The sequence below is a fragment of the Algoriphagus halophilus genome, assembly GCF_041729275.1.
GTDB lineage: Bacteria > Bacteroidota > Bacteroidia > Cytophagales > Cyclobacteriaceae > Algoriphagus > Algoriphagus halophilus_A.
In genome coordinates, this window is record NZ_CP146486.1 from 2,890,801 (window position 1) to 2,905,860 (window position 15,060).

Annotated in this window: 15 protein-coding genes and 3 pseudogenes; 8 read left to right on the top strand and 10 right to left on the bottom strand. The window is 36.8% G+C overall.

All coding sequences use genetic code 11. The features are described 5' to 3' along the window. The first annotated feature begins 3 nt into the window (after positions 1–3). Genes V8V91_RS15455 through V8V91_RS15465 form a run of 3 tightly spaced genes read left to right on the top strand, consistent with a single transcriptional unit; the run spans position 4 to position 1,302 of the window. Positions 4–711 carry a YebC/PmpR family DNA-binding transcriptional regulator gene (locus V8V91_RS15455; protein WP_074225806.1) on the top strand — a complete coding sequence of 236 codons (708 nt, stop codon included), beginning with the start codon at positions 4–6 and terminating at the stop codon, positions 709–711. A gap of 4 nt (positions 712–715) precedes the next feature. Beyond that, entirely contained in the window at positions 716–991 is a 276-nt protein-coding gene (locus V8V91_RS15460) for a DUF84 family protein (RefSeq protein WP_373396007.1), read from the top strand. Positions 992–1,026: 35 nt separating this feature from the next. Next, positions 1,027–1,302, top strand: a complete 276-nt coding sequence (locus tag V8V91_RS15465; RefSeq protein WP_373396010.1) for a DUF84 family protein — start codon at positions 1,027–1,029, stop codon at positions 1,300–1,302. 162 nt (positions 1,303–1,464) lie between these two features. Here V8V91_RS15465 and V8V91_RS15470 read toward each other — a convergent pair whose 3' ends face one another. Beyond that, positions 1,465–2,472 carry an NTPase gene (locus V8V91_RS15470; RefSeq protein ID WP_373396012.1) on the bottom strand — a complete coding sequence of 336 codons (1,008 nt, stop codon included), beginning with the start codon at positions 2,470–2,472 and terminating at the stop codon, positions 1,465–1,467. A 70-nt stretch (positions 2,473–2,542) separates the two neighbouring features. Between V8V91_RS15470 and V8V91_RS15475 the strand changes: the two genes are divergently transcribed. The 4 genes and pseudogenes from V8V91_RS15475 (at position 2,543) to V8V91_RS15490 (ending at position 5,313) form a co-directional block, all read left to right on the top strand. Beyond that, a complete protein-coding gene (locus tag V8V91_RS15475) occupies positions 2,543–3,466 on the top strand; it encodes a M28 family peptidase (RefSeq protein WP_373396015.1) in 924 nt (307 codons plus the stop codon). 70 nt (positions 3,467–3,536) lie between these two features. Further along, positions 3,537–4,016: a chloride channel protein gene (locus tag V8V91_RS15480; RefSeq protein WP_373396017.1), complete on the top strand. Its 480-nt coding sequence runs from the start codon at positions 3,537–3,539 to the stop codon at positions 4,014–4,016. 32 nt (positions 4,017–4,048) lie between these two features. Then, positions 4,049–4,761: pseudogene (locus V8V91_RS15485) on the top strand (chloride channel protein); the annotation flags it as partial. Between the two features lie 30 nt (positions 4,762–4,791). Next, positions 4,792–5,313, top strand: coding sequence for a CBS domain-containing protein (locus V8V91_RS15490; RefSeq protein ID WP_373400716.1), 522 nt, complete (start codon positions 4,792–4,794; stop codon positions 5,311–5,313). A gap of 443 nt (positions 5,314–5,756) precedes the next feature. Here the strand turns inward: V8V91_RS15490 and mtgA are convergent. From mtgA to V8V91_RS15530, 8 genes and pseudogenes are all read right to left on the bottom strand, one after another. Beyond that, positions 5,757–6,451, bottom strand: a pseudogene (gene mtgA / locus V8V91_RS15495) (monofunctional biosynthetic peptidoglycan transglycosylase). Between the two features lie 4 nt (positions 6,452–6,455). After that, the gene (locus tag V8V91_RS15500) at positions 6,456–7,250 is read right to left on the bottom strand and encodes a trans-aconitate 2-methyltransferase (RefSeq protein ID WP_373396019.1); all 795 of its coding nucleotides are present in this window, start codon (positions 7,248–7,250) and stop codon (positions 6,456–6,458) included. 72 nt (positions 7,251–7,322) lie between these two features. Further along, complete coding sequence (locus V8V91_RS15505; protein WP_373396021.1) at positions 7,323–8,687, bottom strand: hypothetical protein; 1,365 nt, start codon at positions 8,685–8,687, stop codon at positions 7,323–7,325. Next, positions 8,684–8,992: a DUF3857 domain-containing protein gene (locus V8V91_RS15510; RefSeq protein WP_373400718.1), complete on the bottom strand. Its 309-nt coding sequence runs from the start codon at positions 8,990–8,992 to the stop codon at positions 8,684–8,686. The genes V8V91_RS15505 and V8V91_RS15510 overlap by 4 nt, the downstream gene beginning before the upstream one ends. Continuing rightward, positions 8,959–10,200, bottom strand: coding sequence for a hypothetical protein (locus V8V91_RS15515; RefSeq protein WP_373396023.1), 1,242 nt, complete (start codon positions 10,198–10,200; stop codon positions 8,959–8,961). The genes V8V91_RS15510 and V8V91_RS15515 overlap by 34 nt, the downstream gene beginning before the upstream one ends. 41 nt (positions 10,201–10,241) lie before the next feature. Further along, positions 10,242–11,186 (bottom strand): DUF3857 domain-containing protein, encoded by a 945-nt coding sequence (locus tag V8V91_RS15520; RefSeq protein WP_373396025.1) that lies wholly within the window; start codon positions 11,184–11,186, stop codon positions 10,242–10,244. Between the two features lie 4 nt (positions 11,187–11,190). Beyond that, positions 11,191–11,832: a hypothetical protein gene (locus V8V91_RS15525; RefSeq protein ID WP_373396027.1), complete on the bottom strand. Its 642-nt coding sequence runs from the start codon at positions 11,830–11,832 to the stop codon at positions 11,191–11,193. Then, positions 11,829–12,986, bottom strand: coding sequence for a transglutaminase family protein (locus V8V91_RS15530; RefSeq protein WP_373396029.1), 1,158 nt, complete (start codon positions 12,984–12,986; stop codon positions 11,829–11,831). The genes V8V91_RS15525 and V8V91_RS15530 overlap by 4 nt, the downstream gene beginning before the upstream one ends. Positions 12,987–13,240: 254 nt before the next feature. Between V8V91_RS15530 and V8V91_RS15535 the strand changes: the two are divergent. Continuing rightward, a pseudogene (locus V8V91_RS15535) lies at positions 13,241–13,704 on the top strand (MaoC family dehydratase). A gap of 50 nt (positions 13,705–13,754) precedes the next feature. Here the strand turns inward: V8V91_RS15535 and V8V91_RS15540 are convergent. After that, complete coding sequence (locus V8V91_RS15540) at positions 13,755–15,053, bottom strand: serine hydrolase domain-containing protein (protein ID WP_373396031.1); 1,299 nt, start codon at positions 15,051–15,053, stop codon at positions 13,755–13,757. Positions 15,054–15,060: the final 7 nt, after the last annotated feature.

Genomic DNA, 15,060 nt, shown 5'->3' on the forward strand with positions numbered 1-15,060 from the left:
TCCATGGGAAGAGCATTTGAATTCAGAAAAGAAAGAAAATTCAAGCGTTGGGACAAAATGTCCAAAGTATTTACGCGTCTAGGGAAAGAAATAGTGATGGCGGTTAAATCCGGCGGTCCTGATCCCGCATCCAACCCGAGATTAAGAACAATCATCCAAAATGCCAAAGGAGCACAAATGCCCAAGGACAGAATTGAAGCAGCGATCAAACGAGCTTCAAATAAGGATGAAAAAGATTACGAAGAAGTAGTATATGAAGGGTACGGCCCATTTGGGATTGCCGTTATTGTAGAAACTTCTACGGATAACATTAATAGAACTGTAGCAAACGTACGTTCTTACTTTACCAAAGCCGGTGGTTCACTTGGAACATCTGGTTCTGTAAGTTTTATGTTTGACCATAAAGCGGTGTTTCGATTTGCACAAGGCGATTGGGACATGGAGGAGTTAGAGCTAGAGTTAATTGATTACGGACTGTCAGAAATCGATGAGAACGAAGGTGAACTGTTTGTTTACACTGAGTTTGCAGATTTTGGCACCATGCAAAAAGCATTAGAGGAAAAAGGGATTGAAGTAATAAGTGCAGATTTCCAAAGATTCCCTACTTCCTTAACTGAATTGACAGAAGAGCAAGAAGAAATCATCAATAAGATGATTGAAAAGATGGAAGAAGATGATGATGTCAATCAAGTATTTACAAACATGGCCTAGGCAATTGCCTGGGCTTTTTTATGTCTATGAATTTTCCAAAAGAGTAAATTTTCAAGATGCTGAAAAACAATTAATCATAGTAGGAAGTAAAAACCCTGTCAAGATTTCTTGTACTGAATCAGCATTTTCAGAAGCATTTTCAAAATCATTTTTAGTCAATGGGGTAAATACATCTTCCGGGGTTTCGGATCAACCCGTTGGAAGCGAAGAAACTTTGAAAGGAGCTAAAAACAGAGCCACTAATGCTAAAAAACATTTCCTGAAGCAGATTTCTGGGTAGGAATAGAAGGAGGTGTAGATGAAGACGAACATGGAATGTTTGCCTTTGCCTGGATTTACATTGAAAGTGATCAAAATAAATCAAGTCAGTCAAAAACCGGGACTTTTTATCTTCCCGATGAAGTAACCAAACTCATCAAATCAGGAATGGAGCTCGGTGAAGCTGATGATCAGGTTTTTAGTCAACTTAATTCCAAGCAACAAGGCGGTTCAGTAGGAATTCTCACCCATGGAGTAGTAGATAGAAAAGCCTATTATTCTCAAGCAATTATTCTTGCTTTAATCCCATTTCTAAATAAAAACCTCTACTAAAAATACAGGTTTAGTAAAAAAATAACATTTTTGCCTTTCTATTATAAAAAATTTATAAAATGGTTGGAAAATCCAATTAATTGGGCTTGATTAGCAACATTAAATGTAGATACATTCAATTATACATATCACAGAAGTTGTTTCAGTCACCCAAAAATTGATTCAGCTATAAACCTCCTCTGGAGGTTTATTTTTTAAATTCCTCAAGAAGTTTCGAAGCGCAACTTGCCAATCTGGATCTGCATCCCATTCGGGGCCTATATATAGCTCATTTCGAACGATTAGTTTGATATAATATTTAACTACCGTACGATTGGTAGAGTCCCCAGGAGGGACTTCCAGCCCCATACTTTTCATCATATCTGCCTCTCTTGCTTCTACCTTAACCAATAAGAACTGTACCCGATCTCTAATTAATTCCTGGTCGGTTTTTGCTTCCGTTAACCATTCAGTGGCATAGGGATATTCAGCTTTCAATATTTGTTCAATTCCCGATTTTTGAGCTTCCTGCTCTGCTAAAATAGTGGCTTGGGATTTCCCATACATATCATACCTGAAATAGCTCAATAGACCAGATTCTGCGGAAGAGCCTTCAATCGGAATTCCTAGTTTAAATACTTCAAGGTTTAAAGGATTTTCTGATATAAACTGTTGTGCAGAAGAAGTCTCATTTTGCCCTATATTGGGAAACTCAGGCACATCTATTACCAATAAGTTCTTGGACCTCGTGTTGGCCCTAATTGATGCAAATTGTTTGGCTGCTGTTTGTAAATCAGGCCCACTAATGCCAAATAAACTGGTTGAAGGGATCATTTGAGCATTTCCTGTATAAGGTGCAACATGAATGGACGTGTTGTTTTTTTGCCGAGTTACAAAAATTATATTTTTGACCAACCGACTTGAAAAAGCATTGGCATAATCTGCTTGAACTGCATCTGATATCGCTACCTGCTCCAACTCAAAATATCCCACAGGATCTCCCCCTGCCTCCACCAAAGCCGAATGGACACTATCTGCTAATGCTTTCCATTCCATCGCAGGTCTGGCACCGGGGTCATTCGAAACCATGACGATCGATTTTCCATCAAAAAAAGTTTCAGGAAGCGTGCCTTGCCCCATTCCTTTAAGTAGGAAAATGAAAACAAACACGAGAGATAAGATATATTTCATTCGAAGAAATAGGTGATGTCCTTTTGCTTAGTAATTTTACGAATATACATAACGAAAAATATTTTCATTGATGCAGATTAATTTGAAGTCTTTCCTAAGTTTTCTGTTTATCCTAATTGCTTTTTGTTCCAAAGCTCAACAAGTGGATAAAAAATCGCTATTGGACAATATAGAATATTTATCTTCAGATGACTTCAAAGGGAGAAAAACCGGCAGTCCAGAAAACTTAAAAGCCAGAAATTTTATTGTTGAAAAGTTTAAATCCATTGGATTAGAAACCCATTATCTTCAGTTCCAGCAAAAGTTTTCTTTTGAAAGCCGAAGATCCAATGATCGACTTGATGGCGCGAATGTGGTAGGTTTTGTAGCAGGTAGTGAATCTAGAAAATTGATTGTAATCACGGCCCATTTCGATCATGTGGGTGTAGGCAGTCCAATTGATGGCGATAGCATTTTTAACGGAGCGGATGACAATGCCTCAGGAACCGCCGCATTAATAGCCTTGGCAGAATATTTTAAAAAGAATAGACCTAAGCACAGTATGATTTTTGCCGCTTTGGATGGAGAAGAAATGGGGCTACAAGGTGCTAGAGCATTAGTCAGGGATTTTCCATTTCCGCTTGAAACGATTGAACTAAATATTAATATGGATATGATCTCCAGAAATAATCAGGGAGAATTATATGCCTCTGGAACTTATCAAAACCCGGATTTAAAACCGATTTTGGAAAAAGCCTCTTCGGGTCTTACTCCAACTTTGGTTTTTGGGCATGATTTACCGGATACGGGAAGAGATGACTGGAGTAAATCCTCAGATCATGGGGCATTCTTAGAAAAGGGAGTACCACATATTTATTTTGGAGTGGAAGATCACCCGGATTATCATAAACCAAGTGATGAATTTAAAAACATACAACCTGATTTTTATTACGAAGCAGTTAACCTGATTCTTAAATGCACCCTTGCTTTAGACCGCGATTTACTGAAAGAATAGTCTTAATCTTTCGGATTGCCTGAAAGGATGCGTAATTTGTGGATTGTTTCTAAGACTATACCGCTGAATTTTGCCAAAAACAGATTTTATCACAAAGCTTCTAATCTGGCGACTCAGACACCTGAGTAATCAATCATTTATTATCATCCTTAGCGGGATCATAGGAATAGTATCTGGACTAGCGGCTGTCATTTTAAAAAGTGGAGTCCATGCCATCCAAGAATTCTTAACAGAAGACTTTTACAACGAATACGCCAATTTTCTATATATCCTTTATCCGATGATAGGGATTACAGCTGCGTATATTGTAGGAAAATACATTTTTAAAGATGTGGGGGGACATGGTATCCCAGATGTATTGTTTATTATTTCAAAGAAGCAAAGCCTCATTCCCAGGGTAAAAATGTATAGCCGATTATTTACCTCTGCGCTGACAGTAGGTTTTGGAGGTTCCGTAGGTTTGGAAGCACCCATGGTAGTTACCGGCTCGGCCATCGGTTCCAACACGGGCTTATTGATGCATTTAAATGCAAAAAAAAGACCTTATTAATTGGCTGTGGAGCCGCCGCCGCAATATCAGCCATATTCGGAGCGCCGATTGGAGCAGTGATTTTTGCAATTGAGGTAATCTTAATGGAAATAAGCACTGCAAGTTTCATCCCTCTACTCATTGCCTCTGTGATGGGCTCGCTTACCTCCATGGTGTTGATTGGGAAAGACTCCATTTTTAGCTTCAATTTCACTGAAACCTTCAAGGCTTCCCATATGCCTTATTACCTGTTGTTAGGGATTCTTTGTGGATTGGTATCACTTTATTTCAACCGTGCAGTAAGAAGAACAGAATTAGCTCTGGAAGGATTGGAAAGCCAAACGATGAGAATGCTTTATGGAGGTGCTTTTCTAGGCTTTATGGTGTTTTTCTTCCCCCGATATATGGAGAAGGTTATAATACCCTAAACCAGTTAATTGAAGGTAAGTCGGCTGAAATCTTGAATAGAAGCCCATTTTTTTCCGTGATCGAGAACCCTTATATGATTATCATTTTTCTGGTTTTGATCATTTTATTTAAACCTATTGCCTCCGCTTTAACCATTGGAAGTGGGGGAAGCGGAGGGATATTTGCACCTTCTCTTTATGTGGGAGGTATTGTAGGTTTTGTCTTTGCCTATTCCAAAAACCTGTTTGGGTTTCACATTCCTCTTCCATTAGCATCATTTACTTTGGTCGCAATGTGTGGGGTCATGAGTGGTGTTCAACATGCTCCGCTTTCAGCGATATTCCTTATCGCTGAAATTACTGGAGGATACGAACTCTTCGTTCCCTTGATGTTTGTTTCTGCAATTTCTTTTATCACCACTACCTATTACCAAAAGGATAGTTTATATTCCCTTCAATTAAAAGACAAAGGTAAATTCCTGCCTGAATCAAAAGATCAAGAATTATTGGAGTTAATTGATATTACCCATGTAATTGAACGGGACCTTTTACCAGTTCATCCGGATGCCAAATTAAAGGACTTAACCAATCTGGTTAAAATTTCTAAAAGAAACATCTTCCCAGTAGTGGATGAGAAAAAAGCACTTAGAGGCATTGTCACCTTAGATGATATTAGGGATATCATGTTTGATCAATCACAACAAGATTCCGTTTTTATACGAGATTTAATGCATAGTCCTCCAGAAATCCTATTGGCTACTGAAAATATGCAAAAAGCCATGGAGAAATTCGAAAGCTCAGGAGCCTGGAACCTCCCTGTAATTGAAAATGGGATTTATTTAGGCTTCGTTTCTAAATCACGGATATTCAATGCATATAGGAAACGCCTCATTCGTCAGAAGCAAGATTAAGCAAGTTTAGAATAAAATTTGGAATTGGAAATTATCCACTTTTTTCAAGATTTAAATTTTCCTTTTTTTAAGATAGCTACTTTTATCCACAAAATTGACTTATGATTTCATTATATAATGAACTGATTTTCAAATACTTATTATTCGGATGTGGAAAAGTGTGGATAAATAATTGAAATTGTGGATAAAATTTTCTTGCAATTTTCAATCATTAAATAGACGCAATCAAGGCCCTTTTTTTAAATTAATCCTCCGAGAATTTTTGAGATTTCAATTCTATTTTTGAACCTCAATAAATCAAAGTTTAGAATAATATTCTGAAAAAGAAATATTAGTCTTTATTGTACTATTTGATTTGGATCAATTTAGACCGAAAAATACTGGGCCGGAAAATCCTTATTAGTATAAGACAATTTTAACGGGTAAAGTGCAAATTAATTTGCTTAGATTCCAAACCCAATCGGAGCTAAATTATTCATTTGTTTCAATATCCAAGCTTGTCTTCCTATGATATAAGGAGTTGGCTTTTTTGGATTCCAACGAATAGGATTAGGCAATACGGCAGCAATCATTGCGGCTTCATCTCTATTCAGTTTTGCTGCAGGTTTGTTATAATAGTTTTGTGCAGCGGCCTCTATCCCATAAATGCCATTCCCCATTTCGATAACATTCAAATAAACTTCAAGGATCCTTTCTTTGGGCCAAATCAACTCTACCAGCACCGTAAAATATGCCTCTAACCCTTTTCTTAGGTAACTTCTATCTGGCCATAAAAACACATTTTTTACAGTCTGTTGGGTAATGGTACTCGCCCCCTTTATATTCTTCCCTTTTTGATTTCCTTCCCAAGCTTTTTTCATGGCCTCAAAGTCAAAGCCATGATGATCCAAAAATTTCTGATCCTCTGCTGCCACTACAGCCTGAGGAGCATTCTTTGAAATTTTGGTCATAGGAACCAATCTTTCGACAACTTCACCTTTTTTTCTGAATCGAATGTTTGTTCAAATAGCCGAATCACCATCAATGGTGTCACAGGAACAGGAACAAAACGATATAAAACTGTAAAGCCTATAGAAAGGATCAGGAACCACATACCTAGTTTCCAGAGAAATCTCCAAATTTTACGAAATACTTTCATTTAGTTAAATGGTTGCGCTGGCTTGAACAAAGCGATAATAAAAGACCGCATTTCTATCCTCGGAAATGGTATCCAAATCTTGTTCCATTATGCGGATCTCTTCTTCTTTGATTAACTGAGCCTCCAACATAGAATCTGCTCCACTTTTCATCAATCCTTTCCAATAAGTAGTAATTCGTCGCAGGGTATTTGGATCGTGCTGACTTAAGTGAAATCCTCCTGGGAAGAGGTTAATATCTATAAAACCTGCCTCATGAAGTAGGTTCCCCAATTTCAACCCAACATCAGGGTCTCCTCCGAGGGATCTTTGAAACTGGTTAAATTTTTCATAGTAATTTCTTAGTCCTGAAAGCTCTGGGTAGAAATAAAAAGAACTATTATAAACTTCAGTCAGCCAAATTTTGGATCCAGGCAAAAGATGAGATTTTAAGCTCCTTAATACCTGGATTGGTTCTGGAATATGTTCCAATACCCAACAGATAAATGCCCCATCAAATTTCTCATTCAACTGTAGATTCCTAGCATCCTGATGCTCAAAATTAAGTCGACCTTTAAAAGAATCAAGATTGACCTGGGCCTTTTCCAATTGTTTCGATTCAGCATCTACACAAGTGATTCTAATTTCGGGGAATAGGTCCAGCAAAACTTGGGTTTGAGCACCTACTCCAGAACCGATTTCAAGGATATGTTTACATCCAATAAAATCAATTCTGGGGTAGATTAAAGAACCTAAAACTCCTGCTTGTTCTACCAGCCGTTCTTGTTCCTCGGGTACATATCCATGAATGTAATTGGACATTTCTTTCAATTTTTTTCTCAAATTATCATAAATATTAGACTGATTTACCTTTTCACAAATCAGAATTATGTTTTAAGGTTTGGTTATTTTTTTCAAAACAACAGGAGTGTTTAAGTGGTTAGCAAGCTCTTCAAAAATATACTTGAGATCAGGGTATTCTGATACAGAGAAATATTCTGAAGTTACATCCAATTTAGTAGCTATTTTAAGTTCATTTTCTGCCAAGTTTACCAGATAGCTAAACTTGACTGATTTGGATGGTATGGTAATAGAAATTGATTCAGGATAATCCTCTAATTCATATCCCAAAGGGATAGAAATGGTTGAATTTAGATTTTCAAAAAATGGAAACTGAAACTCAACAGGAAGCAATCGGGATTCCTGTGTAAATGGATTCTTGAAAAACTCTGAAAACTGAAAAGGGTAAATAAAGACAAGTTCACCATTGGAATCTTCAATCTTAGAATCAAAAGACAATGTAACAGCCCTTTTTTCCTTCAATTGATTGTCAATATTGATTTCATTAAGATCAAGATTTTTAAATCTAGAAACATTCTCAAAAATGCTTCCTTCACCATTAAAACTTCGGATTGCCTTTCCTATTTTGATAGCTTCATGGTCAGTAAGTCTGATCTGGTTTTTTAAGACGAAACCTAATGAATCATTCTTATCCAATTTTACTGTCTGTATGCTTCCAGACCTAAATTGATGGTGCAATTTTTCCAGTCTTCCCTTCCCCCTTTCCAATACAAAACCTTGGTCTACTAGCTTCTCTAGAGGTAATAATCCAAAGGGTACAATTGAATCACTGGCATCCAAAAGGTAGTTCTTACCCTCAATTTCTGCCGAAATTACCGAAGAGCCAAATTGATTGATGAATGGAACTTCAATTAGCCTTTTCCTCCCTATATATTTATCATTTACCATCACCAGATTTGCATTTATTCCTTGTTTCCTCAATAGATGGAGCAACAGCATGTTCTTATCAAAACTGTTTCCCTTCTTTTCTATTAGCAATTTATCAAGCGGATAAATAGGCTCGAGCCAAGATGAACTCAACAATTCTATTTCCTGTGAAGCAAAATCATACAATGCCTTTGCCTGGTTTAGCTTTGTAAGCGAATCTATTTGAAATACAGGATAATCTTTGATCTCTTCGGGAGCCAAGTTAAAATAAGGAGTAACATCTTCCAGATCTAACCATCGGTTAGCTAATTGATTCCAGTTTGCATAGACCATTTCGGATTCCTCCAATTTATCTGGATTTACATATTCACTCGAGTATAGATATCCATCTACTCTTTCTTGATAGTTAATTAAATTCCCAACAAAAGGCTCATCAGGAAGTGAAGGGATATCCTGCCTTAACCAAGAAAATTCATTCTTTTTAGTAGAAATAGATGCGGCTTCAGAAACTTTTTTCCCCTGTTGAATCATCTGATATTGAAAAAATCTGGAGCCTTGAATGTGTATTTACTAAAAAGCGCCGTGTACTGATATTGAAATGCCCAGCCTTCTAAAATTCCATATTGATGGTCTATTTTCTTATAAGCATATTCAATAATACTACCTTTCTTCACATGTGGAAAAACTAAACGAATCTCAAAGTCTCCATTGCCCAAATTGACTTCCATTATCTGGTCTTTGGTTAATACCTCTATAACCCTTTGGCCATTCTCGAGATATGAAACCTGCCCCTTAATTTTAACTATATTTTCAACCAGGGATCTACCTCTAAAAATGGGATTTTGATATCTCCAAAATTTTCGATGTTGTCATCTAATACCTTATACCTAAAAAGGAAATCAGTATGAAGTCCATTGACCATAAAATAACTAGTCCCTTCTTCCCAAAGGGTTACTATTTTAGCCTCAGGCTCAAAGCTAACGCGTTCTAAGGCCAATTCTTTTTCTGAATAGTGACCAAATTCTACTTGGGCAAAAAGTTGTGAAAACTCCACTAAAAGTAGAACTATGCAAATAAAAACTCCTTTCATTAGATTAAGGAGTAGCCTTTTTCTGAAAATTACCGGAGCATTCAATTTAGAAGCTACTGATTCCATAAAAAACTTTAATTCTGGATAATATTTTGGGTCGATCATTGGATCTTTCACTTCAATTCTTGCAATAATATTTACTACACCTTCTATTTTTGAAGGGCTATAGCTGAAATCTATTTGACCAGAAGAAATAGTGAATTTTTCCTCCATTGGAAAATCATCCAAATCATATCCAGTTGGAATTTTAATTTTCGCATTATAGGTCTCTGTAAATGAAAAGCCAAAATCTACTGGAAAGACCCTATACTCTTGAGTAAATGGGTTTTCAGAAAATGATGAAAATGAAAAAGGGGACACCTCCAAGAATCCATCGTCGACCCTATCTTTACTAGTCACATTAAATTTTGTTGACACATAATTCTTCTCTTTCAATTCATCAAGGACTTCTACGTTTGAATAAACATAATTTTCATCCTCGGCAAAGAGCTTTTCCATCGGTTCATTTTTGTCTTTGAAAGATTTACTGATCCTCGCAAGCTTCAACCCTTCATAAAAATAAGTCCTTAACATGTTGTCGATTTGAAGTCGTCCATCATCTTTCAGGGAAACATCAGTCATTAAGATGGTATTTGAATTATGCCTTATTTTTATCTGTATTAATTCGCTTTTATCCTTAACCAACATTAAGCCTCCCTTTACATGCTTTTCAGGGTCTATATATCCAAATGGAGCAATAGGATCACTCAAATCAAGGTATACTGATTCCCCATCCAACCGAGCTAAAAGTATGATTTCATTAAATTGATTTAAATAAGGAAAAGGGACCAATTCACTTCTCCCATTACCTTTAGAGCCAATCAAAACTGGCGAACATTGAATCCCAATGGAATTTAAAACTCGCATTAAAGCAAGGTTAAGCTCTTCCGGGCTTCCCTTTTTTGATTTCAACAATTGAGAGATATTTTGATTTGGCCAAAACCCTTTAAAATCAGTTAAAAGAAAATTCTGCTGAAAAAAATAATAAGCTTTTTAGCTCTTTCTTTTTCTGTTGCACCATTTAAGTCAATATTCAAAATCTCTTTTTCAATGGGGTTGGACCTAAAAAATCCCATTTCTTGAAAATCCTCAAGTACTCTATTTCCCACCTCCTGCCAGGTGCTCAGCACGTCAACCCATTCCACACCATTATTATAAGCTCCAGAGGAGACCTTTTGATAACGTGAAAGTTGGAATTCTAGACGCTCTCGATAATCAGTAAAATTGTTCATGAAAGGCTCAGCTCGAAGGGAGTGAAGATTCCTCATGGTCCACTTATACACACCATTGTTAGAAGAAACTTCTGCTTCATTGAAATACTTGAAACCCTGACCTAACAATTTGTAATCGTAATAGGGAACCATGGTAATTTCGTAAGAACTACCAAGTGTAGGAATTTCACTCTGAAAGTCCCACCCATCTAAAATTCCCAAGTTTTTATCTGACTTTTTGTAGCTGTATTCCAAAATAGAACCCACTTGAACATTTGGAAAAGTGATTCTCATCTCTTTCCAACCATCCGAAAAATCCACTTCAAAAATGTTATCTTTTTCTACAATTATAGTAGTAGGCTTTCCATTAATAAAATTGGTGATCGTGGCATTTACACCATTGATATTCTCCGTCCTTTCTTCACCAACATAAAATGGTATTTTTACCACTCCTCGAGACTTTCCGGATTCTTTCAAAATTTTCACTCTGAAAAAGTAGCTAGTTTCAAGAAGCCCACTGTAAAATCTGGATTGCCCTTGCTCCCAAAGAATAACCGCATCAGCATCTTTTTCAAAAGAGACTTCTGTCAGGATTTTGTCCTGCTCAGAGAATTCTCCCATTTTTACTTTTTGGGAAAAGACTGTTACAGCTATAAAAACTAGAACAAAGGTAAAAATCAATTCTTTCATAGTCTTAATTTGAAAATGATGATGACTTAATAAAGTAATAGCTTCTAGACCCCGCTTGATTCAATGTTTTCAAAAGTTCTTTCATTGATTCTATTTCCAATTTTTCCGGGAGATTTAATTTGATCTTTCTTTCAATCAGGAGTTTGCCTTCTGAAAATTTATTTGTCAACGTGAACTGGAAATCTTTATCCTCAATCTGGGTATCTTCCAAATCAACCTCTGCCTCAAGACCATCTGGCAAAGTGATTTCATAAGACTCTTCTAAATTCAAAGAGGCATTACTAAGCATGTCCTCTGTAATTTTCTCCAGAAAAGGCTTCAAGATCAATCTTTTGGCAGTAGCCTGTCCAAATCGGCTTATTTGACCGCTAAATTCCAAATTAACTATAGGAATGGAGTCTTTTTTGGTAACTTCAAGAAGGAAATCACGAATAATTAAACCTGAAACAGGTGAATTTTTATGGAAGTAATCTCGCTGACTTCTTTCATCAAGACTATGCTTAAGCATCATCATTTCTTCAGCAAAATTACCTTCCATTTGACGGATCGCATTAATATTAGCATTCCCCTGGGCATCTATTTCCACGGTACTTTTTCCTAAAACCTTATTCCAAGTATCAAAATTATAAGCCGGAGTTTTGGTCAAATATCCACCCCCTCTTGAATTACTAACACATGCCTATTTTTGGTAAATTCTCCTAGAAACCCAGCGGGAAGCAAGTTTGAAGTACATTCCAACCAAATGGGATTATTTTCAGTAGGGACTTGCAGAATCACATGATTAAACTGATTGGATGGTAAATCCAATTCAATATCATCTACATCAACCCCAGCATATACCAGTGTATAATTTGAAGGAATCCCTACCACCTCAAGCATACTTTTCATTAAGTTAGTCAAGCCCTTACAGTCTCCGTATGAATATTTGACTACGTCTCCTGCGGTCATGGTTTGCCAACCCCCAATGCCCAACTGGATACTTACATAGCGGAAGTTTTGTTGCAAAAAATCATAGAGTAAGGATACTTTTTCATACGGATCATCAATCCCTTCAACCAAGGTTAAAATTTCCGATTTAAACTCTTCCGGCAACTCACCACGCCCTTTATTAAGTTCAAATTGCCAAGCAGCAAATCCATTCCAGTCTTCCATAGATCCTTCATGGCCTTCCATTGAAAATAGGTGTGGGGCAATTAATATTTGTCGGAGACTTTTCTTATCAAAATCAGTATCAAGAATTGGGAAATCAAATTCCTCCCAAGTAATTCTTTCTCGTCCATCTTTAGTCTTCTCTTGCACTTTCTGCCCTTGGAGGTTTTGTTCTTTAAACCTAATCCCAACAGAATATGGATAAATGATCTCAAGGGTAGCCTCAGTTACTTTTTGATGAAGGAAATCAACCGGATTCCAAGCAGGAAAATAATAATTAGTCTTATGGTAAGTCTCTGTTCGAACTTTTACTTCTACCGGATATTTTCTAGTCTTTAACCTATAATACTTCCTTCTATTATCTTCAAATATGGAGGTATTGGAAATAATTGCAACATCCGTCATATCTCTGAGACGAGCCTTTTCTATAGTCTTACCAGTTTCCGGATCTATCACATCAAGCTGAAAATCCTTAACCTGAATGAGCTTATCATAAAACAGTGAAGTGAATGTTTGATCCAAACCATCCTCGTCTAAAACTTTGATATGTTTTTCTTCAATTATGGTATAATCGAAACTATCATAAAGTGAATATGTCTTTTTTACTTGGAGGATAGAATGAAACTCTTCCTCTTTTTCCAGAGTATCCAAATGGCTAAAAGCCCCCAAAAAAAGTAATACAAATAAAAGGGAATTAACCATTCAAGATCGACGATATTTTTCGGCCGAAAGTAGATATAAGTTTGATAAAAACTAATAAAATTGGAAAAATAATTTTTTAGTGACAACAACCTAAGTCACTAATGCTCAACAAACAGTATGGGAAGGGCTCCTCTAAGTCTTTTTAGGCTTGGATATCCCAAATAAACTTCACTATTTGAATCTTTAAAAAAACACCAATTCAAATGAGCGCAATAGAAATTGGAAGTTTCGAGGATTTTGAAAAATATAGCGGTAAAGAGTTAGGCACATCCGAGTACTTCCAAATAACCCAAGAGCAAATCAATTTATTTGCAGACGCAACTTATGATCACCAATGGATCCACACCGATCCTGAAAAAGCAAAAACCCAAGGAGCATTTGGCAATACCATCGCACATGGTTATTTAACCCTTAGCATAGTCCCTCATTTATGGGAACAGATCCTGAAGGTCAATAATCTGAAAATGATGATTAATTACGGAATTGAGAGTTTCAGATTTGCTCATCCAGTGCTGGTCACCGACCAAGTTAGACTGGTCGCCACCCTAAAATCCGTTGTGAACCTAAGAGGCACTGTGAAGGCAGAAGTATCTGTAAAATTGGAAATCAAAGATCAGAAAAACCAGCTTTTACGGGCATTTTGGTGTTTCTATACCACTTTCAATAATCAATTGACATAATCTTATATTTAAAATAAAGCCGGATTTACCGGCTTTTTTATTGTTCTGTTTTCTTAAACAAGATAGTTGCCCCTCCTTGTTTCAGAGTCATTTCGCCTTTCTCCGGATCAAAAATCATCGTAGCCCCCGCTTGGACAAATTCAAAAACATGATTTCCTCTGGCTTCTAAAGGAGTATCAGGCTGACCAGTAGGTTTAGCAATCAAGGTATTTCCCTCTTTTACGAAGGTCATTTTAAGTGGAATCTGGTCTGATGCATATTCCCCTAAATACTGATCTAATTCTTCCTCCGTTAACGTTGCAGTTTGAAAATTTGGAATCTTTACTTCTCTTCCAAATTGAGTATCCAAAATGGCTAGGATGATGTTATTGTTATTGTAATTACTGCCATTTGACAAAATACACACCGTAACATCTTCTGAAGGCATATAACCTATCATTGAGGAAAATCCATCAATCCCCCCATTATGGCCATAGGCTACCTTCTCATAATAAGGAAACTGGAACAAACCCCTTCCATACCCTTCTTTTATTTCTTTCATGAATGCCAGACTCTCCTCGGAAATGAGTTTACCTGAAAAAAGCCCTTCAATAAATTTCCCCAAATCTTCTGCGGTAGAAACAATAGCACCAGCTCCTAAAGGAATAGACATATCGGTAACCTGTTCCTCTTGCCAACCATCTTCATAGGAATAGGATTCGGCTTCATTAGTTCCTTTTTCCTGCCCCACTAGCGTATGTTCCAATTGCAAAGGCTTGGTGATTCTTTCCATTACTAATTCTGGATAAGATTTAGAATATACATCCTCCAAAATAAATGTGAGTAAGACAAAATTAGAATTACTATACTCTCCTTTAAAGCCAGGTTCAAAATCACTTCCTCCGTCTTTTATAATTTTCACCAGCTGGTCTCGAGTTTGAGGACTTGTGAAATAAGTTTCATATAAATCATCATTGGTGAAATTATGAATGCCACTTCTATGTTGAAGAAGCATGCTGATGGTGATTTGATCTGAATGAGGAATTTCTGGAATATATTCAGAAAGCGTTTGATCCAGTTTCATCTTTCCTTCCTCCACAGCCTGGAAAACCAGCACTGTTGTAAACATTTTGGTGATGGAGCCCACTCGGAATTGAGTATCCTCCTCTAATTCCACACCCTCTGCAACATCTTTAAAACCAAGGGAACGGGCATAAAGCACTTCTCCATTTGCCTTCAAAAGGACATTGCCCATAAACTTGTCGTGGGCTTCTAAAGAATCGAAATATTGATCCAGTTTATTGAAATCCTGTGCAATTAGCGTAGCACCACTGATTAAAAAAGTAATAAAGTGCAAGTAAACC

What these genes read in the sequence shown, in the direction of transcription:
- V8V91_RS15455 (WP_074225806.1), top strand. Translation starts at nt 4, where the DNA reads ATGGGAAGAGCATTTGAATTCAGAAAAGAAAGAAAATTCAAGCGTTGG.
- V8V91_RS15465 (WP_373396010.1), top strand. Translation starts at nt 1,027, where the DNA reads ATGTTTGCCTTTGCCTGGATTTACATTGAAAGTGATCAAAATAAATCA.
- V8V91_RS15470 (WP_373396012.1), bottom strand. Translation starts at nt 2,472, where the DNA reads ATGAAATATATCTTATCTCTCGTGTTTGTTTTCATTTTCCTACTTAAA.
- V8V91_RS15475 (WP_373396015.1), top strand. Translation starts at nt 2,543, where the DNA reads ATGCAGATTAATTTGAAGTCTTTCCTAAGTTTTCTGTTTATCCTAATT.
- V8V91_RS15490 (WP_373400716.1), top strand. Translation starts at nt 4,792, where the DNA reads ATGTTTGTTTCTGCAATTTCTTTTATCACCACTACCTATTACCAAAAG.
- V8V91_RS15500 (WP_373396019.1), bottom strand. Translation starts at nt 7,250, where the DNA reads ATGTCCAATTACATTCATGGATATGTACCCGAGGAACAAGAACGGCTG.
- V8V91_RS15505 (WP_373396021.1), bottom strand. Translation starts at nt 8,687, where the DNA reads ATGATTCAACAGGGGAAAAAAGTTTCTGAAGCCGCATCTATTTCTACT.
- V8V91_RS15520 (WP_373396025.1), bottom strand. Translation starts at nt 11,186, where the DNA reads ATGAAAGAATTGATTTTTACCTTTGTTCTAGTTTTTATAGCTGTAACA.